The 16,952-nt window shown below is 72.3% G+C and carries 18 protein-coding genes; 2 read left to right on the forward strand and 16 right to left on the reverse strand.

The window, feature by feature from the left end; all coding sequences use genetic code 11:
• Positions 1 to 78: 78 nt before the first annotated feature.
• From K7396_RS10410 to K7396_RS10465, 12 genes are all read right to left on the reverse strand, one after another.
• Positions 79 to 387 carry a DUF2469 domain-containing protein gene (locus K7396_RS10410; protein ID WP_005311352.1) on the reverse strand — a complete coding sequence of 103 codons (309 nt, stop codon included), beginning with the start codon at positions 385 to 387 and terminating at the stop codon, positions 79 to 81.
• 38 nt (positions 388 to 425) lie between these two features.
• Complete coding sequence (locus tag K7396_RS10415) at positions 426 to 905, reverse strand: NUDIX hydrolase (RefSeq protein WP_086721199.1); 480 nt, start codon at positions 903 to 905, stop codon at positions 426 to 428.
• Between the two features lie 73 nt (positions 906 to 978).
• The gene (gene lepB / locus K7396_RS10420; RefSeq protein ID WP_086721200.1) at positions 979 to 1,707 is read right to left on the reverse strand and encodes a signal peptidase I; all 729 of its coding nucleotides are present in this window, start codon (positions 1,705 to 1,707) and stop codon (positions 979 to 981) included.
• A gap of 54 nt (positions 1,708 to 1,761) precedes the next feature.
• Positions 1,762 to 2,766: a signal peptidase I gene (gene lepB, locus K7396_RS10425; protein WP_373866949.1), complete on the reverse strand. Its 1,005-nt coding sequence runs from the start codon at positions 2,764 to 2,766 to the stop codon at positions 1,762 to 1,764.
• Positions 2,699 to 3,961, reverse strand: coding sequence for a signal peptidase I (gene lepB, locus K7396_RS10430; protein WP_223659849.1), 1,263 nt, complete (start codon positions 3,959 to 3,961; stop codon positions 2,699 to 2,701). The genes lepB (K7396_RS10425) and lepB (K7396_RS10430) overlap by 68 nt, the downstream gene beginning before the upstream one ends.
• Complete coding sequence (gene lepB, locus K7396_RS10435; RefSeq protein ID WP_086721201.1) at positions 3,954 to 4,718, reverse strand: signal peptidase I; 765 nt, start codon at positions 4,716 to 4,718, stop codon at positions 3,954 to 3,956. Before lepB (K7396_RS10435) ends, lepB (K7396_RS10430) begins: the two co-directional genes overlap by 8 nt.
• A gap of 96 nt (positions 4,719 to 4,814) precedes the next feature.
• Positions 4,815 to 5,162: a 50S ribosomal protein L19 gene (gene rplS / locus K7396_RS10440; RefSeq protein ID WP_086721202.1), complete on the reverse strand. Its 348-nt coding sequence runs from the start codon at positions 5,160 to 5,162 to the stop codon at positions 4,815 to 4,817.
• A gap of 133 nt (positions 5,163 to 5,295) precedes the next feature.
• Positions 5,296 to 6,105, reverse strand: coding sequence for a tRNA (guanosine(37)-N1)-methyltransferase TrmD (trmD, locus tag K7396_RS10445; RefSeq protein WP_086721203.1), 810 nt, complete (start codon positions 6,103 to 6,105; stop codon positions 5,296 to 5,298).
• Complete coding sequence (gene rimM, locus K7396_RS10450; RefSeq protein ID WP_086721204.1) at positions 6,105 to 6,650, reverse strand: ribosome maturation factor RimM; 546 nt, start codon at positions 6,648 to 6,650, stop codon at positions 6,105 to 6,107. The genes trmD and rimM overlap by 1 nt, the downstream gene beginning before the upstream one ends.
• A gap of 171 nt (positions 6,651 to 6,821) precedes the next feature.
• Entirely contained in the window at positions 6,822 to 7,061 is a 240-nt protein-coding gene (locus K7396_RS10455; protein WP_003980229.1) for an RNA-binding protein, read from the reverse strand.
• A gap of 2 nt (positions 7,062 to 7,063) precedes the next feature.
• Entirely contained in the window at positions 7,064 to 7,504 is a 441-nt protein-coding gene (rpsP, locus tag K7396_RS10460) for a 30S ribosomal protein S16 (protein ID WP_086721205.1), read from the reverse strand.
• A gap of 156 nt (positions 7,505 to 7,660) precedes the next feature.
• Complete coding sequence (locus K7396_RS10465) at positions 7,661 to 8,251, reverse strand: hypothetical protein (protein WP_086721206.1); 591 nt, start codon at positions 8,249 to 8,251, stop codon at positions 7,661 to 7,663.
• A 544-nt stretch (positions 8,252 to 8,795) separates the two neighbouring features.
• Between K7396_RS10465 and K7396_RS10470 the strand changes: the two genes are divergently transcribed.
• Positions 8,796 to 9,653 carry a methyltransferase domain-containing protein gene (locus K7396_RS10470; RefSeq protein ID WP_086721207.1) on the forward strand — a complete coding sequence of 286 codons (858 nt, stop codon included), beginning with the start codon at positions 8,796 to 8,798 and terminating at the stop codon, positions 9,651 to 9,653.
• Positions 9,654 to 9,780: 127 nt separating this feature from the next.
• Positions 9,781 to 10,749 (forward strand): phosphotriesterase family protein, encoded by a 969-nt coding sequence (locus K7396_RS10475; protein ID WP_152104848.1) that lies wholly within the window; start codon positions 9,781 to 9,783, stop codon positions 10,747 to 10,749.
• Between the two features lie 94 nt (positions 10,750 to 10,843).
• Here K7396_RS10475 and ffh read toward each other — a convergent pair whose 3' ends face one another.
• The 4 genes from ffh to K7396_RS10495 all read right to left on the reverse strand — a co-directional run bounded on the left by ffh (position 10,844) and on the right by K7396_RS10495 (position 16,868).
• Positions 10,844 to 12,391: a signal recognition particle protein gene (gene ffh / locus K7396_RS10480; RefSeq protein WP_170314295.1), complete on the reverse strand. Its 1,548-nt coding sequence runs from the start codon at positions 12,389 to 12,391 to the stop codon at positions 10,844 to 10,846.
• Between the two features lie 96 nt (positions 12,392 to 12,487).
• Positions 12,488 to 14,980, reverse strand: a complete 2,493-nt coding sequence (locus K7396_RS10485) for a [protein-PII] uridylyltransferase (protein WP_086720049.1) — start codon at positions 14,978 to 14,980, stop codon at positions 12,488 to 12,490.
• Positions 14,981 to 15,192: 212 nt separating this feature from the next.
• Positions 15,193 to 15,531 carry a P-II family nitrogen regulator gene (locus tag K7396_RS10490; protein WP_086720048.1) on the reverse strand — a complete coding sequence of 113 codons (339 nt, stop codon included), beginning with the start codon at positions 15,529 to 15,531 and terminating at the stop codon, positions 15,193 to 15,195.
• Positions 15,528 to 16,868 carry an ammonium transporter gene (locus K7396_RS10495; protein ID WP_086720047.1) on the reverse strand — a complete coding sequence of 447 codons (1,341 nt, stop codon included), beginning with the start codon at positions 16,866 to 16,868 and terminating at the stop codon, positions 15,528 to 15,530. Before K7396_RS10495 ends, K7396_RS10490 begins: the two co-directional genes overlap by 4 nt.
• Positions 16,869 to 16,952: the final 84 nt, after the last annotated feature.

Here is a 16,952-nt window from a genome sequence, read left to right on the forward strand (position 1 = left end):
CGGGTTGTGGACAACTCGCTCACCCGTCCGGGTGGCGGAGGGCGGCCCGCGGCCTGCCCCTCCGCCCTGTCGGCCGCCTCAGCTGCCCGGAAGCTCCAGATCGCTCTTGTTGAGCTCCTCGATGTTCACGTCCTTGAACGTCAGGACGCGGACCTGTTTTACGAAGCGGGCTGGTCGGTACATGTCCCAGACCCAGGCGTCGGCCATCGACACCTCGAAGAACACCTCGCCCTGGACGGAGTGCACCTGCATCTCGTAGTCATTGGTGAGGTAGAAACGCCGCTCGGTCTCGATCACATATTTGAACAGTCCGACGACGTCGCGGTACTCCCGGTAGAGCTTCAGCTCCATCTCGGTCTCGTACTTCTCGAGGTCCTCGGCGCTCATGGCAGATCCCCTTCAGCCGTGCGTCCCCCCATTGTGCGTCAGACCCGCTCGGTCTCCAGGAGCACTGGCGCATCGGGGGGCCCTTCGTCGAGCAGCGTGCGCAGCAGCTCGGCGAGTCTGGTCGGATACACCGTCTCATGCGAGGCGGACAGTTCCTCCGAAGTCCACCACCTCAGCCCCGAGACGCTGCGTCGTTCCAGGTCAGTCTGCCCACCGGTGTCGGTGACAGTCCGGTCGGTTCTGCCCAGGTAGTACCACTCGTCCTGTTCCCAGCGCCGTCCGTCGAACGGGAAGGCGCAGCGGCGCTTCCACAGGACGGGGCCGAGGACGGCGTCGGTGATGCCGGTCTCCTCGGCGAGTTCGCGGCGGGCCGCCTCCTCACGGGTCTCCGCCCCTTCCAGACCGCCACCGGGGGTGAACCACCACTGGTCGGCGGGGCGGTCCGGCTCGAAGCCGTGGAGCAGCAGGATCCGGTCATCCGGGTCGAGGAGCACGATGCGGGAGACCTGGCGCACCATGGCCGGCTCCGGGGTGTCACCGGCCGCCGCCCCATGGGCCGCGGCCGGCTCCCCGGCGCCCCGTCCCCGCTTCTCAGGCACGTTTGCGCGCCTTGCGCCGGGCGAGGGGCCCGTGGGCCGCGCCGACCAGGATGAGGACCGCGCCGGCGACCACGGCGAGGGCGATGGGCTGCACCGGGCCCGGCTGCGAGGTGCCGCCGGGGAGGGCGGAGAAGGCCGCCGGGCGCTGCATCACGCCCACGCTGCCGAGCGGCCAGGCGCGCGCGTCGACCCGGGCGTTGACGGCGCTGCGCGGCACGGAGCCGTGGTCGCCGTCGGTGAGGTGGACACGGGAGTCGAGGGAGTCGCTGCGGTGGTCGCCGAGCAGGAAGAGCTGACCCCTGGGGACGGTGGCCTTGAAGCCGATGGGCGAGGCGGGCCCACTGCCCTGCAGATACGGTTCCTCGACGGGGGTGCCGTTGATCGTCAGCCGGCCCTGCTCGGTGCAGCAGGCGACCTTGTCGCCACCGACGCCGACGACGCGCTTGACCATCGGCAGGTCGCCCCAGGTGGAGTCCTTGAAGACGACGATGTCGCCGCGGCGTATCTCGGAGCCGTCCACCTTCTCCGCCAGGACCCGCGCCCCGACCGCGATCGTCGGCGTCATCGAGTCGGTCGGCACCGTGTAGGGGCGGTAGATCAGCGCCGCCCATACGAAGCCGCCCAGGAACAGCACACAGCCGACGGCCACGGCCAGACCGGACAGCACACTGCCCGTCGTCCGGCCGCGGCCGTCGGTCCTGCGTTCCGTACTGCTGCTCATCCCAGCGCTCCCACCCCGCGGACCGGGCCCGCGTCGAAGATCCGGGACGGCACCTTACCTGGGGTTACGTGTTCCGGTCAGCCTTCGGCGACGCCAGATCACGATCGGCACCGCGCCGGCCAGTCCGAGGGCCGCGGGCGTCGCCGCCATGGCCTTGTTGATTCCGGGCTGGTCGAAGGTGTCCGGCACGGGCAGCATCGCCCAGCGGTTGATCGGCCAGGCGATGGTGAACGCCCTGCCGACCACCTCGTTCTCCGAGACCGTGCCGTTGCCCTTGAGGTTCTGGTGGTAACGGGAGTCGAGGGAGTCGTCGCGATGGTCGCCCATCACCCAGATCCGGCCCTTGGGGACATGGATCGGGCCGAACGCCCGGTCGCCGCACGGGGTGGCACCGGGGTAGATGTACGAGTCCTCCTTGAGGGCCTTGCCGTTGACCTTGACCGGGCCCGTGCCGTGGCACTCGACGGTGTCGCCGCCGACCGCGATGACCCGCTTGATCAGGTCCTTCTCCTCGGCCGAGGGCATCAGGCCGATGAAGCTGAGGACCTTCTGCACGGGGTTCGGCTCGGGGGTCGGCGTCTCGTTCAGCCAGCCGCCCGGGTCGTGGAAGACGACGACCTCGCCGCGCTGCGGCTTGGAGCCGAACCACGGTGTCAGCTTGTCGACCAGCACCCGGTCCCCGCGCTGCAGGGTGTCCTGCATCGAGTCGGACGGGATCGAGAACGCCTGCACCAGGAAGGTCTTGATCAGCAGCGCGAGGAGCAGAGCGATGCCGATGAGGATCGGCAGCTCCTTCCAGAAAGCACGCGGCTTCTTGGCCTTCTTCACGCCGCCGCTCGCCTCCTCGCCCGCTGACGTGTTCAACGTATCCGACATGCCCGCAGTGCCCGACGGTTCCGGAGAGTCCGCCGATGACGGATGCTGCGTCTGTGCCTGCGCCCCTGACCGGGGTGGTGACGGATGCACGGAACTCGTCACCGGCCGCGGGGTCTCACCGCGACCTGCCGGCTCTTCGGGCTCTTCGGTTCCGGACCGCGCGCCGACCGCCAAGTCCCCCACATCTGCTCCTCACTCCACGCACTCGCCCGCCCGTCAACCGGTGCAGGCCCACCACTCCCATAACGAGCGGGAGTTCCGCAGGGGTCGGGAGTACGGTCAAACTGTCGGTGGACAGCCTATGCGGCGCGCCTGCCGCCGACGCCTTGGCGCCCGGCGCGTCGCGCACGCTCGTGAAGGTGTCCGGTTCTTCCAGGCGCCGCCAGTGGCTGAACGGCCAGCCGATCACCACGGCCCGGCCCACGACACCGTCCTCCGAGACCGTGCCACGGTACGGCTCGTCCAGGTGGAAGCGCGAATCCGCCGAGTTGGAGCGGTGGTCGCCCATCACGAAGATCCGCCCGATGGGGACGTTCACGGTGAACTTGAGCGTGGAGGGCGGGTTGCCCGGATGGATGTACGGTTCGGTCAGCGGGGTGCCGTTGACCGTGACCTTGCCCTGCTCGTCGCAGCATTTGACGGTGTCGCCGCCGACCGCCACGACCCGCTTGATCAGGTCCTGCTCGTCGGCCGACGGCAGCAGGCCGATGAAGGTCATGGCGTCCTTGACCGGCTGGAAGGCGCCGCCGTCGTCGGCGGGCTTGTTCTGCTCGCCCTTGAGCCAGCCGCCGGGGTCCTTGAAGACGACCACGTCGCCGCGCGCCGGCTTGGAGCCGAACCACGGCGTCAGCTTGTCGACCAGCACCCGGTCGCCGATCCTGATCGTCTGCTCCATGGAGCCGGACGGGATGACGAAGGCCTGGACGAGAAAGGTCTTCAGGACGAGGGCGATGGCCAGCGCCACGCCGACGAGGATGGGGATCTCCTTGAGGTAGGAGCGCTGCCTGCGGCGCTTGATGCGCCGGGCCAGGCGCCGCCGCTCGGCCCGGCCACCGGTGCCGGTCCGTCCCGCCCGCCTGCCGGTCGCCGCCCCGTCCGTCCGGGGACCGGCGCTCCCACCGGGCTCCCCGGGGCCGGCGTACGTGTCGCCGCCGTACGCCTGGCTGCCCCCGTATCCGTCACCACCCCCGTACGCCCCGGTACCCCCGTACGCGTCACCGCCGCCGTACGCGTCACCGCCCCCGTACGTCTCGCCACCGCCGTACGGGCTCCCGGTGCCCCGCTCCGGCGCGCCGCTGCCCCGCTTGGACCGGCCCGCCGCCCTGCCGGTCCTGCCGGTGCCCTGGCCCGCGTGGCGGGGGCGTCCGCGGCTACCCATGGGGGCCTGCCACGGCGGGTATCCGGCCGAAGGACCGTGGGCGCTCGACGGTGCGCCACCGGCTCGCGGGCCAGGTGATCAGGTCGGCGCGGCCGATGACCTTGTCCAGCGGGACCGTGCCGCCTCCGGGGTCGCCGAGGTGGTCGCGGGAGTCGCTGGATCTGGCGCGGTGGTCCCCCATGACCCACAGCCGGCCCTCGGGCACCACGATGTCGAAATCCACCGAGGACGGCGCGTCCCCGGGGTGGAGATACGCCTCACTCACGGGCTCACCGTTCACTTCGATCCGCCCCCGTTCGTCGCAGCAGGTCACATGGTCACCACCGGTGCCGATCACGCGCTTGACGTAGTCGGTCTCGGCGGGCCGGGCCAGGCCCAGCGCCGCACCGGCGCCGCGCAGCAGCCCGGTGACGGGATTCTCCCCCTGCTCCCTGTGAACGAAGGACCCCGTGCCGTCGAACACCACCACATCGCCCCGCTCGGGCGCGCTGCCGAAACGGTACGCCAGCTTGTTGACCAGCACCCGGTCCCCGGCCTGCAGGGTGTTCTCCATGGAGGTGCTGGGAATCAGGAACGGCTGCGCGACGAAGGCGCTGAGCAGCAGGACGAAGGCCAGGCAGAGTGCGAGGAGGGTGGCCGGCCGGTGACGCAGCCCGGCCGCGCGGGCGAGCAAACGCGCGGAGCGCGACCCCTGCTCCGGCCCCTGGTCGGGGGTGGGAGAGGGGTCGCGCTCCGTGAGTTGTGCGTCGGTGTCCATCGGGCCATGAGCCTATCCGGCCGGGTCCGGACCCCGTACGCGAGAGTCGGTTTGCGTTGCCCCGGCGCAAAAAATCGTGCTCCGGGACGGCCCGGCTCAGTTGTCGCGCTTCTCCTTGATCTTCGCGGCCTTGCCGCGGAGCTCGCGCAGGAAGTACAGCTTGGCGCGACGGACGTCACCGCGGGTCACGACCTCGATCTTCTCCACGATCGGGGTGTGCACGGGGAAGGTGCGCTCGACGCCGACGGAGAAGCTGACCTTGCGGACCGTGAAGGTCTCACGGACACCGGCGCCCTGACGGCGGATGACGACGCCCTTGAACTGCTGCACACGGGAGCGGTTGCCCTCGATGACGCGGACGTGGACGTTGACGGTGTCACCCGGGCGGAAGGCCGGGATGTCGCTGCGCAGCGACGAGGCGTCGACGGAGTCGAGAAGGTGCATGACCTACTGCTTTCTTCGCTGATGCCACAGGTCATCAACGGAATATCGAAAATGATGTGTCGGATGCCGTTCCGTCGGGCGGGCGTCGTTCCCCCTGTGGCAGGGGCGCGCGCCGGACGCACACAGCAGCGGCCTATTCTTCCACGGCCCCGGTCGTCCGCCCAAATCGGCCGTCCGGGCCCTGTGACCAGCCCAGGGCGTCGAGCATCGCGCGGTCGTGCTTGTCGAACGCGGCGGGGTCGGCGCGCTCGATCAGATCGGGGCGGTTGCGGTCGGTGCGGCGGAACGCCTCGTCCCGGCGCCAGCGGGCGATCTTGCCGTGGTGGCCGCTGACCAGGACGTCGGGGATGCCGCGGCCGCGCCACTCGGGGGGCTTGGTGTAGACGGGGCCCTCCAGGAGGTCGGCCATCGCGCCGGGGGCGAAGGAGTCGTCCTGGTGGGAGGCGGCGTTGCCGAGGACGCCGGGGAGCAGCCGGGCCACCGCCTCGACCATGACCAGCACCGGTGCCTCGCCGCCGGCCAGGACGTAGTCGCCGATGGAGACCTCGCGGACGTCGACGCGGTCGCCGTACTCCTCGATGACGCGGCGGTCGATGCCTTCGTAGCGGGCCGGGGTGAACACCAGCCAGGGCTTGGCGGAGAGTTCGACGGCGAGCTGCTGGGTGAAGGGGGCGCCGCTCGGGGTGGGGACGACGATCACCGGCGCTCCCTCGCCGGAGGCGAGGATCTCGTCGAGCGCCTCGCCCCACGGCTCGGGCTTCATGACCATGCCGGGGCCGCCGCCGTAGGGGGTGTCGTCGACGGTGCTGTGCTTGTCGTGGGCCCAATCGCGCAGGTCGTGGATGCGCACGTCGAGCTGTCCGCGGGCGCGGGCCTTGCCGACGAGGGAGACGTTCAGCGGTTCGAGGTACTCCGGGAAGATCGTGACGACGTCGAGCCGCATCAGCTCTCCTCGCGGCTGCCGGCGATCTCGGCCTGGCTCGCGTCGAGGAGGCCGGTCGGCGGGTCGATGACCGCGCGCTGCTCCTCCAGGTCGATCTCCGGGACGATCTCGGCGACGAACGGGATGAGGACCTCGCTGCCGTCGGGCCGCCGGACGACCAGCAGGTCCTGGTAGGGCAGGTGGGAGATCTCGGAGATCCGGCCGACCTCGGTGCCGTCGCGGGTGACGACGTCGAGGTCGATCAGCTGGTGGTCGTAGAACTCCTCGGGGTCCTCGGGGACCTCCTCGGGGTCGACCTCCGCGATCAGCAGGGTGTTGCGCAGCCCTTCGGCGGCCGTGCGGTCCGTGACGCCCTCGAAGCGCAGCAGCAGCCGGCCGCTGTGCACCCGGCCGGCCGCGATGGTCAGCGGTCCGACGGAGGACGGTTCGGTGGCCAGGACGGCGCCCGGGGCGAGCCGCAGCTCGGGCTCGTCGGTGCGTACCTCTACCGTGAGTTCGCCCTTGATGCCGTGGGCGCGGCCGATCCGTGCCACTACCAACTGCACGCTGTTCTCTCTCCCCTTGTCACGGCTGGACGGCCGCCGCTTGCGCGGAGGTGGCCGAGAACCGTCGTGGTTTCTCGATGGGTGGTGACGCGGCGGGATCCGCGGTCACCAACGAACTCGGGCCGGGGACGGCCCGAGGGCCCTCCCCGGCCCGAGCCGGTGTTCAACTTGTCAGCGGACCTGGTCCACGTCGACGAGGTCGACGCGGATGCCACGGCCGCCGATGGCGCCCACGACGGTCCGCAGAGCGCGGGCGGTACGGCCGTTGCGGCCGATCACCTTGCCGAGGTCGTCGGGGTGGACCCGGACCTCCAGCACGCGCCCGCGACGCAGGGTGCGCGAGGCGACCTGCACGTCGTCGGGGTTGTCGACGATGCCCTTGACGAGGTGCTCGAGGGCTTCCTCGAGCATGCTCAGGCCTCGGTCGACTCGGAGGTGGACTCGGCCGCAGCCTCGTCCGCCTTCTTGTCAGCCTTCTTCGCCTTCGGGGTGATGGCCTCACCCTTCGGCTCGTCGCCGGAAGCCTTGGCGGCGGCCTCGAAGAGGGCGCGCTTGTCGGCCTTCGGCTCGGCGACCTTCATCGGCGCCGGGGCCGGCAGGCCCTTGAACTTCTGCCAGTCGCCGGTGACCTTGAGGATGGCCGCGACGGGCTCGGTCGGCTGCGCGCCGACACCCAGCCAGTACTGGACACGCTCGGAGTCGACCTCGATGCGCGAGGGGTTCTGCACCGGGTGGTACAGGCCGATCTCCTCGATGGCCCGGCCGTCACGGCGGGTACGGGAGTCGGCGACGACGATACGGTAGTGAGGCGAACGGATCTTGCCCAGACGCTTCAGCTTGATCTTGACTGCCACGGGAGTGGTGTCTCCTGGTCTTGACGTGGTGGGGCACAACGGGATGCCACGTGGGGTTGCGGTACTCGGGGTGCCCGATGGACGCGTCAGCCGGAGGAGAGAGGGGTCCTGTGCGACTGTCGAGTACAGCTAGCCATTGTGCCACACGCCCATGGGTCAGCCGACCGCGGCCACCTCGGGGATCCGGAAGGGCTTCCCGCAGCCACCGCAGACGATCGGCGCCTGGGCCAGGACGGACGGCACGACGCGGACATTGCGCCCGCAGTCGCAGACGGCCTTGACGCGGACGCCCCCTCCGGAGGAGCCGTGCCGGGCGGCCGGGCCCCGGAAGCTGCGGGTGGTGTCGGTGGCGGTGGCGGCGGAGTGCGCCTTGAGGGCTCTGGCGAGCCGTTCGGTGGTGGAGCGGTAGCGCCTCCTGGCCTCGGGGTTGAGCGTGACCAGGGAGAAGCCGCTGCTGGGGTGCGGCTCGTCGGCGTGGTCCAGGCCCAGTTCCTCGGCGATCGCCAGGAAGCGGCGGTTGTGGTAGCGGCCTGCGCGGGAGGTGTCGCGGACGCCGCGGGCGGCGGCGATGCCGTGGACTGCCTCATGGAGCAGCCGTTCGAAGGAGAGTTCCGCGCCGCAGGCGGACGAGGACTCTCCGATCAGGGACTCGGGGGCGGCCAGGTCCGGCAGCTCGGGGTGGTGCCGTTGAATATCGGCCCACGCGAGCGCCAGTTCGGCGGCGAGGACAGGCGGTGTCGTGCTCACGTCGTGACAACGAGCCGGGGTCGTCCGGTGTTCCGATTCCGGGCCATCCCAAATAATTTGCACGTACCAGTCAGTTTCCGGTCATGAGTCATGGCCAGGGCGCGGTGCGCAGATCTGCGCAGAAGGCGCCCAGCGGCCCTCAAGCCGGTACGTATCCCCGCGTACGCCGCATGGCGTAGCCGGTCGTATACCGGGGCAACGATCACCGCGGCGATGGTACGGGGCGGCCACCGGACCCGGCGGCACCGGCTCGCACCCCACCGTAGGTGCCGGTGGACGTGGGCGTCCGGACGGCCCCCGGTACCCGGGTGGCGGCCGCTGCCGTGGCGGAACGGCGCCGGCCGGGTCACCCTGGAACGGCGCTCCAGGGAGCGGGCCCGGCGCACACGGGGGCGCGCGGGAGACAACCCCGGCGCATCCCCTGGACGCCCGGACGAATGCGCAGTTGTCTGGATCGCGGGGGCGCACGACGCGCGAACACGGGGGCGATCGGTACGGACGGTACGGAACAGCTTCGGGTTCTCGGCGAATAGGGGCGCTATCGATGTCACCGACGCTCGTGCGGCACCAGCTTCCGCACTCCGGATCCATGCGCTGCGACGACCCGCCCGCGTGGGCCGGGGCACGGGCGCGCACCCGTGACTGGGCCGAGATCCAGGAGCGGATGCTGGTCCCGCTGTACGAAGCCGCGTACGACCGCCTGGGCATCGGCCCCGGCACCCGGCTGCTGGGGCTGGGCTGCGGCTCCGGGCTGGCGCTGCTGCTGGCGGCGGCGCGCGGCGCGCAGGTCAGCGGGGTGGACGCGGACGAGTCCCGGCTGGAGCTGGCGCGCGAGCGGCTCACGCCGGACGGCATGCCGGAGCACACCCGGCTGGTCAGCGGCGGCCTGGAGGACGCGGTGCCCGGGGGCGCCGCCTTCAATGTGGTCACGGCATTCCACCCGGTGGGCTGTGTGAGCACGGTCGAGGGGCTGACGGCGTCGCTGACCGCGGCGGCCGGGCTGGCGGAGCGCGGCAGTGCGGTGGTGCTGGGCGGCTGGGGCCCGGTGGAGCGGTGCGCCACGGCGGGGGTGCTGCGGGTCGCGCGGCGGCTGACCGATCCGCCGGGCGAGCACGGCGCCGGCTGGTGGCCCAGCAGCCGGGACGACCTGGAGGAGCTGGCGGAGCGGGCCGGACTGCGGCCCGACGGTTCGGGCCGGGTGGCCTGCCCGTTCGGGTACGCGGATCCGGCGAGCGCGGTGCGCGGGCTGCTGTCGACGGGGCTGTTCGACCCGGCACTGGCGGCCGCCGAGCAGCGCGAGGTGGAGAAGGAGCTGGCGGAGGCGCTGCATCCGCATCAGCGGGCGGACGGGACGGTGTGGATGCCGAACGTCTTCCGCTATCTGATCGCGCGGACGAGGTAGCGCGCGGCGGCGGTGCCGGGTCTGGGTGCCGGCAAGAGCCCGGAAGCCTTCGTCCGCCGCTCTCCCGTCCTGGCGGGCCCGCTCCCGGACGGGTTTCGGCCGCGCCGGGGCGGCCGGGAAGGCACTGATGAACGCTTCGCTGCAGACCGTCTCGGGCCCGCTGCCCGCTTTTGAGGTGCGCGGACCGGTGCTCGCCCATGAGCATCTGGCGCTCGACCTGACCCGCGGCGCCGACAGCGCCGCGACCCTGACCCCCGGGCACCGGGCCGCGATCACCGGGGAACTGGCGTCGCTGCGCGCCGAGTTCGGCCTGTGCCTGCTCGTCGAGCTCACCTGCCGGGGCATGGGGCGCGATGTGGCCGCCCTGACCCGGATCGCCGCGGATTCGGGGGTCGCGGTCGTCGCGGCGACCGGCTGGTACTACGAGCCGTTCCACCCGGCGGAGCTGAGCCGCACCAGCGCGGAGCGGCTGGCGCGGACTTTGGTCGGGGAGATCGAGCGGGGCTGCGGCGGCTCGGGGATCCGGCCCGGGGTGATCGGCGAGGTCGGCAGCCACGGCGACCTGCCGAGCGAGCCGGAGGCGCGGACACTGACCGCGGCCGCGCTCGCCGCCGCCGCGACCGGCCTGTCGGTGGCCACCCACGCCCGCTTCGGCCGCGGCGGCCTCGCCCAGCTGGAGCTGCTGACGGCGGCCGGGCTGCCGCCGCACCGCGTCAGCATCGGGCACCAGGACCTGCTCGACGATCCGGCGGTGCACCGGGAACTGGCGGCGGCCGGTGCGTACCTCGCGTTCGACACCGTCGGCAAGGAGAGTTTCCGGAGCGACCGGGTGCGGCTGCGGCTGCTGCTGGCGCTCCTGGAGTCCGGTTACGCCGACCGGGTGCTGCTCAGCTGTGATGTCTCCCGCCACGGCTACCTGGTCAGTGAGGGCGGGATGGGCTACGGGCACCTGTTCCGGTCGTTCCTGCCGCGGCTGCGGGCGGCCGGGGTGGACGAGGAGACGATCGACCGGCTGACGCGGCGCAATCCGCTGCGGTTCCTCACCGGGCGGGACGGGGCGGACGACGGGCCGCCGGAAGGGGGCGGCGGGGTGTGACGCCAGCGGAGGCGGCCCGTCGCGGAGCGCCGGAAACGGCGGCGAGCCCCCGCCCGCGGTGGCGGTCGGAGGCTCGCGAGCCGAAGGCGTGGGCTCAGCCCATGAACTTCTTGAACTCCTCGGGGAGTTCGAAGTTCTGCGGGTCCTGGCCGCCCTGCGGCAGGCCCAGCGGGTTGCCGGCCTGGGCGGCCTCCCGGCGCGCCGCCGCGGCCTCTTCCTCGGCCTTGCGCTTCATCGGGTTACCGCTCTTGCGCTTGCCCTTGGCCTGCTTGACCTGCTTCTTCTTGCGGGCGCCACCACCCATGCCAGGCATCCCCGGCATGCCGGGCATGCCGCCGCCCTGGGCCATTTTGGACATCATCTTGCGGGCGTCGAAGAACCGCTCCACGAGGCCCTTGACCGCGCTGACGTCGACACCGGAACCCTTGGCGATACGGGCCCGGCGCGAGCCGTTGATGATCGTCGGCTCCTGGCGCTCGGCCGGGGTCATCGACTTGATGATGGCGGCCGTGCGGTCGACCTCGCGTTCGTCGAGGTTGTTGATCTGGTCCTTCATCTGCCCCATGCCGGGCAGCATGCCGAGCAGCTTGGAGATGGAGCCCATCTTGCGGACCTGCTCCATCTGGGCCAGGAAGTCGTCGAGGGTGAACTCCTTGGGGCCCTTCGCCAGTTTGGCCGCCATCTTCTCGGCCTCGGCCTGGCTGAAGGTCTGCTCGGCCTTCTCGATCAGGCTGAGCATGTCGCCCATGCCGAGGATGCGGGACGCCATGCGGTCCGGGTGGAACGCGTCGAAGTCGTCCAGCTTCTCGCCGTTGGAGGCGAACATGATCTGCTTGCCGGTGACGTGCGCGATGGACAGCGCGGCACCACCGCGGGCGTCGCCGTCGAGCTTGGAGAGCACCACGCCGTCGAAGCCGACGCCGTCGCGGAACGCCTCGGCGGTGTTGACCGCGTCCTGACCGATCATCGCGTCGACGACGAAGAGGACCTCGTCCGGGCTGACCGCGTCGCGGATGTCCGCGGCCTGCTGCATCAGCTCCTGGTCGATGCCCAGGCGGCCGGCGGTGTCGACGATGACGACGTCGTGCTGCTTGGTCCGGGCGAACTCGATGGAGTCCTTGGCCACCTGTACCGGGTCGCCGACGCCGTTGCCGGGCTGGGGGCCGTAGAAGGCGACCTCGGCGCGCTCGGAGACGACCTGCAGCTGGTTGACGGCGTTGGGGCGCTGGAGGTCACAGGCGACCAGCAGCGGGGCGTGGCCCTGCCCCTTGAGCCAGCGGCCGAGCTTTCCGGCGAGAGTGGTCTTACCGGCACCCTGCAGACCCGCCAGCATGATCACGGTCGGCGGGTTCTTGGCGAACCGCAGCCGCCGGGTCTCGCCGCCGAGGATGCCGATGAGCTCCTCGTTGACGATCTTGATGACCTGCTGGGCGGGGTTCAGCGCCTGGGAGACCTCGGAGCCGGTGGCACGCTCCTTGACCTGCTTGATGAAGGCGCGGACGACGGGGAGGGCGACATCGGCCTCGAGCAGCGCGATACGGATCTCGCGTGCCGTGGCATCGATGTCCGCCTCGCTCAGGCGGCCCTTGCCCCGGAGGTTTTTGAAAGTACTCGCCAAGCGGTCGGAAAGCGTATCGAACACGGCGGTCGTCGATCCTCGGGGTCGGGGGCGGGGTTCAGTCGGGTTCCAGGGTATCCGGCTGCGCAAGCGAACCGGTCCGGCCCTGCGCGCCGGCCGTTACCGCAGGGCCTGCTCCACGGCCTTCGCCACCTCGTGGGCCGCGTCGTCGGCCAGCGGCTCCCCGTCCGCGCCGGTGACGTAGAACGCGTCCACCGCGTTGGCGCCCAGCGTGCTGATGTGGGCGCTGCGGACGGCGACGCCCGCCGTGTCCAGGGCGCGGCCGATGCGGTGCAGCAGGCCGTGGGCGTCCTGCGCCCGGACCTCGATGACGGTCGCGGTGCGGGAGCTGCCGGTGACCACGCTGACCCGCGGCGGCGGGGCGAGCACGGCGCGTGCGCGGCGGGCGTAGGCGCGTTCGCGCTCGGCGAGCCGGGCGGGGATGTCGAGGGAGCCGTCCAGGGCGCGGACCAGGTCGGCGCGCAGCCGGTCGGCGCGCGGCAGCGAACCGTATTCGGCGGCCACCCGCCAGCGCAGCAGCAGGACCGGGCCGTCGTCGGCGGGGTCGAGCAGCAGCAGGTCGGCGGCGCGGACGGTGAGCCGGTGCAGGGCCAGCACGCCCGCGGCGGCGGGCAGGACGCCCGGGGTGCCCGCCGGGGCCGTCGCGGGGCGGCGTCCGGGCGCCCGGTGCGCGGGGACGGCGATCAGCAGCTCCACGCCGACCGGCTCCCGGGCGGGCCCGCCCTCCCCGTCCCCGGCGTCGGCGGGGGGTTCGGAGCGGGTGTGCAGCGCCAGGACCGGGCCGCCGGTGCGCCGGGCCTCGGCCGCCAGCCGTTCCTGCTCCGCGGTCGGCTCGTCGGCCTCGCGCGCCTCCGTCCCCGGCTCCCCCGCGAGGTGCGCGGCGACCCGTTTGACGAGGTCGGCGACGAGTCCGCCGCGCCAGGCGCTCCAGGCGGCGGGCCCGGTGGCCAGGGCGTCGGCCTCGGTCAGGGCGTGCAGCAGCTCCAGGGTGCCGGTGGTGCCGACCGCCTCGGCGACGGCGCCGACGGTCGCCGGGTCGTCCAGGTCGCGCCGGGTGGCGGTCTCGATGAGCAGCAGGTGGTGCCGTACGAGGGTGGCGATCACCGCGGTGTCGCGGGCGTCGAAGCCGAGCCGGGCCGCCACGTCGCGGGCGATGGTCTCGCCGGCCGCCGAGTGGTCGCCGGGCCAGCCCTTGCCGATGTCGTGCAGCAGGGCGGCGATCAGCAGCAGGTCGGGGCGGTGCACCCGGCGGGTGAGCGCGCCGGCCCGTACGGCGGTCTCGATGAGGTGGCGGTCCACCGTCCAGGTGTGGACGGGGTTGCGCTGGGGGCGGCAGCGGACGCGCTCCCAGTCGGGCAGCAGCCGCGTGACGATGCCCTCGGCCTCCAGGGCCTCCCATACGGGCACGGTGTGGCTGCCCGCGCCCAGCAGCGTCACCAGCTGCTCGCGGGCCTCGGCGGGCCAGGGCACGGGCAGCGGCCGGCCGGCGGTGGCGCAGCGGCGGATCGAGTGGGTGGCCAGCGGCAGCCCGGCCTGGGCGGCGGCGGCCGCGGCGCGCAGCACCAGCACCGGGTCCCGCTCGGGGCGCGCGGTACGGGCCAGCACCGCCTCGCCGTCGAGTTCGACGACGCCGTCGGCGAGCGGGGAGCGCTCGCCCTTGCCGGCGGTACGGCCGTGCAGCAGGCCGCGCAGCATGGGCTTGACGGAGCGGGCGCGCAGCACCCGGCCGACCTCGCGCCAGGTGACGTCGGCCGCGTAGGAGATGGTGCGGGCGGATTCGTAGGTCTGCCGCAGCAGGGCGTCGGCATCCAGCATGCCGAGGGCGCCGGCGACCTGGTCCTGTTCCTGGAGGGAGAGCCGGTCGGTGGCCCGGCCGGTGGTCAGGTGCAGGGCGTCGCGGGTGTCCAGCAGCCGGGTGCGGGCGGCTTCCAGGCCGCCGCGCGGGGCGTCGGCGAGCCAGGAGGCGGCGACCGCCCGCAGCGCGGTGGCGTCCCGCAGCCCGCCCCTGGCCTCCTTGAGGTCGGGTTCGAGCAGGTACTGGAGCTCGCCCTGCCGTTCGGCGCGCTCCTGGCACAGGTCGTGGAGCTCCGGGAGCCGCTTGGGCGCGCTCTCGCGCCAGTCGGCGTAGGCGGCGGTGCGCAGGGCGGCGGTCAGGTCCGCGTCGCCGGCCAGATGGCGGGCGTCGAGGAGGCCCAGTTGCACCTTCAGGTCGTCGCGGGCCGTCTTGCGGGCCTCGGCGGGGGTCCGTACGGAGTGATCGAGGGCCAGGCCGAGGTCCCAGACGGGGTACCAGAGGTGGTCGGCGAGCGCGGCGAGGGCGCCCGCGTCGGCGCGGCCGTCGTGCAGCAGGAGCAGGTCGAGGTCGCTGCGCGGGGAGAGTTCGCCGCGGCCGTAGCCGCCGACGGCGACCAGCGCGGTCCCGGAGAGCCCGGCGGCGGTGGCGTGGCGGCCGTGCAGCCCGGCGAGCCAGTCGTCGGTCATCCGGGCGAGGGCGGCGCGGCGGTCGGGTCCGATGGCCGCCTCGTCCTGGAGGAGCCGCAGCCGGGCGGCCGGGTAGCCGCCCTCCTCGGCGGGCCCGTCCGCCGGGTGCACCGCGTGCTCCGCCGGCCCTGCCGTTTCCTCGACGCTCTCGGTCACCTCGCGCGCTCCTCGGTCGTGTGGTCCCCCGTCGTCTTCCCCGGATGCCGCCGTGCACCCTCAAGTCTGTGCCGCCGCGGGGCGGGCGGCCATCCGCCGCCCGGCCGCTCCGGCCCCGGCGGCGGATGCCGCGCGGGTGCCGGAGCCGCGCCGGGGCGGCGGCGCGGTCACAGGGCGTCCGGTCCCCGCTCTCCGGTCCGCACCCGTACGGCGTCGTCGACGGGGACGGCCCAGACCTTCCCGTCGCCGATCTTTCCGGTGCGGGCCGCCTTGACGACGATGTCCATCAGCTCCTCGGCGTCGGCGTCCTCGACCAGCACCTCGATGCGGATCTTCGGCACCAGGTCGACGGTGTACTCGGCGCCGCGGTACACCTCCGTGTGGCCGCGCTGTCTGCCGTAGCCGCTGGCCTCGGTGAGCGTCAGGCCGTGCACCCCGAATGCCTGCAGGGCGTCCTTCACCTCGTCCAGCCGGTGCGGCTTGATTACTGCCGTGATGAGCTTCACGCTTCCACCTTCTTCGTCTGGGCCTCGCCGAGTGCCGGTCCCCTGCGTCCGACCGTGCCGCCGCCCGCGCCGGCGAAGTCGTACGCGGTCTCCGCGTGCGCGGCCTGGTCGATGCCGGCGACCTCCTCGTCCTCGCCGACCCGGAAGCCCATCACCAGGTCGATGGCCTTGGCAAGGACGTAGGAGACGACCAGCGAGTAGAGCAGCACGCAGACCACGCCGACGGCCTGCCGGCCGAGCTGTTCGAAGCCGCCGCCGTAGAACAGGCCCTTGGCCTTGCTCTGCACCCCGCCGGTGGCGAACAGCCCGATGAGCAGGGAGCCGACGACACCGCCGACGAGGTGGACGCCGATGACGTCGAGGGAGTCGTCGTAGCCGAACTTGTACTTGAGGTTGACCGCCATGCCGCACAGCACACCGGCGATGGCGCCGACCGCGATGGCGCCCAGCGGGCTGACCGCGCCGCAGGCCGGGGTGATCGCGACGAGTCCGGCGACCGCGCCGGAGGCCGCGCCGAGCGTGGTGAACGAGCCGTGCCGGAGCTTTTCGTACGCCAGCCAGCCGAGCATCGCGGCGGCGGTGGCGACCTGGGTGTTGACGAAGGCGACCGCGCCGATGCCGTCGTCGTTGCCGAGCCAGGAGCCGGCGTTGAAGCCGAACCAGCCGAACCACAGCAGTCCGGCGCCGAGCATCACCAGGGGCAGGCTGTGCGGCCGCATCGGGTCCTTCTTGAAGCCGATGCGCTTGCCGACGACGAGGAGCACGCCGAGCGCCGCCGCACCGGCGTTGATGTGCACGGCGGTGCCGCCGGCGAAGTCGATGACCTTGAGCTCGAAGAGCCAGCCGCCCTCGCCCCAGACCCAGTGGGCGACGGGGAAGTAGACGATGGTGACCCACAGGGCGATGAAGAGCGCCCAGGCGGTGAACTTCACCCGGTCGGCGAGCGCACCGCTGATCAGCGCGGGCGTGATCACCGCGAACATCAGCTGGAAGACCGCGAACACGTAGACCGGGATGGTGCTGGTGCCCCACAGCTCGGTCAGGCCGATGCCGCTGAGTCCGGCGAAGTTGCCGTTCCAGCCGATGAAGCCGCCGCTGTCGGTGCCGAAGGCGAGCCCGAAGCCGTACAGGACCCACAGGATCGTGACGATGCCCAGGCTGATGAAGCTCATCATCAGCATGTTCAGCACGCTCTTGACCCGGACCATGCCGCCGTAGAAGAAGGCGAGGCCGGGCGTCATGATCATCACCAGTGCGGAGCAGATCAGCATGAACCCCGTGTTGGCGGGGCTGAGTGTCACCTTGTCTGCGGCAAGCGTCAGGATGCCTGGGGGCATCGGCGTCTCCTCGTCGTCGATGCGGCCCGTGCGGGCGTGTTTCTGGTGGGCCGACTTCGCGATGAGGTTGTCGCAGCGTGGTTT

Origin of the sequence: Streptomyces angustmyceticus (genome assembly GCF_019933235.1) — a bacterium.
In the GTDB taxonomy this organism is placed as follows: Bacteria; Actinomycetota; Actinomycetes; order Streptomycetales; family Streptomycetaceae; genus Streptomyces; species Streptomyces angustmyceticus.